Genomic DNA, 1,731 nt, shown 5'->3' with positions numbered 1-1,731 from the left:
TCACCGGCACCGCCGAAGCGGGCAGTACGGTCACCTTGTACGACACCGACGGCACCACCGTGCTCGGCACGGCAGTTGCCACCGGCGGCGTGTGGAGCATCACCAGCAGCGCACTGGCCTCCGGCGCGCACAGCTTGACAGTCAAGGCGGTAGATGCTGCCGGCAACACCAGCGCCGCCTCGCCGGCACTGGCGATCACCATTGATGCCACCGCCCCCGCAGCACCAGACGCGCCAGCATTGGCGCTTGCGTCCGACAGCGGCGCCTCGAACACCGACGGCGTCACCCGCATCACCACGCCGGTCATCACCGGCACCGCCGAAGCGCGCAGTACGGTCACCTTGTACGACACCGACGGCACCACCGTGCTCGGCACGGCAGTTGCCACCGGCGGCGTGTGGAGCATCACCAGCAGCGCATTGGCCACCGGCGCGCACAGCTTGACAGTCAAGGCGGTAGATGCTGCCGGCAACACCAGCGTCGCCTCGCCGGCACTGGCGATCACCATTGATGCCACCGCCCCCGCAGCACCAGACGCGCCAGCATTGGCGCTTGCGTCCGACAGCGGCGCCTCGAACACCGACGGCGTCACCCGCATCACTACGCCAACCTTCACCGGCACCGCCGAAGCGGGCAGCACGGTCACCTTGTACGACACCGACGGCACCACTGTGCTCGGCACGGCAGTTGCCACCGGCGGCGTGTGGAGCATCACCAGCAGCGCACTGGCCACCGGCGCGCACAGCTTGACCCTCAAAGCGGTGGATTCCGCTGGCAACGCCAGCTTGAATTCGGCTGCGCTGACGATCACCATCGACACCACGGCGCCGGCAGCACCGAGCGCGCCAGTCCTGGCGCTGGCTTCCGACAGCGGCAGCTCCAACACGGACGGCCTGACCAGCATCACCACGCCCACCGTCACCGGCAGCGCCGAAGCGGGCAGCCTGGTCACCCTGTACGATACCGACGGCACCACCGTGCTGGGAACGGCAGTTGCCACCGGCGGCGTGTGGAGCATCACCAGCAGCGCGCTGGCCTCCGGCGCGCACAGCTTGAGCGTCAAAGCGGTAGATGCTGCCGGCAACAGCAGCGTCGCCTCGCCAGCACTGGCGATCACCATCGACAGCACCGCGCCTGCAACGCCAAGCGCACCGGCATTGGCACTTGCTTCCGACAGCGGCGCCTCCAACACCGACGGCGTCACCAGCGTCACCACGCCTACCGTCACCGGCAGCGCCGAAGCGGGCAGTCTGGTCACCCTGTACGATACCGACGGCACCACCGTGCTGGGAACGGCAGTTGCCACCGGCGGCGTCTGGAGCATCACCAGCAGCGCACTGGCCTCCGGCGCGCACAGCTTGACAGTCAAGGCGGTGGATGCTGCCGGCAACACCAGCGTCGCCTCGCCGGCACTGGCGATCACCATTGACGCCACCGCCCCCGCAGCACCAAACGCGCCAGCATTGGCGCTTGCGTCCGACAGCGGCGCCTCGAACACCGACGGCGTCACCCGCATCACTACGCCAACCTTCACCGGCACCGCCGAAGCGGGCAGCCTGGTCACCTTGTACGATACCGACGGCACCACCGTGCTCGGCACAGCCGTTGCCACCGGCGGCGTGTGGAGCATCACCAGCAGCGCATTGGCCACCGGCGCGCACAGCTTGACAGTCAAGGCGGTAGATGCTGCCGGCAACACCAGCGCCGCCAGCGCTGCGCTGTCCATCATCA

The 1,731-nt window shown here is 68.6% G+C and carries 1 protein-coding gene; it reads left to right on the top strand.

What is annotated here, in order from left to right; genetic code table 11:
* Positions 1–1,731: Ig-like domain-containing protein (locus ASR47_RS00125; protein ID WP_245714209.1), on the top strand; the 1,731-nt coding region annotated here is incomplete at both ends.

The organism is Janthinobacterium psychrotolerans (assembly GCF_001677885.1).
In the GTDB taxonomy this organism is placed as follows: domain Bacteria; phylum Pseudomonadota; class Gammaproteobacteria; order Burkholderiales; family Burkholderiaceae_D; genus Janthinobacterium; species Janthinobacterium psychrotolerans.
Note: the sequence above shows the minus strand (reverse complement) of the source record. Positions and strands in the feature narration are given on the sequence as shown.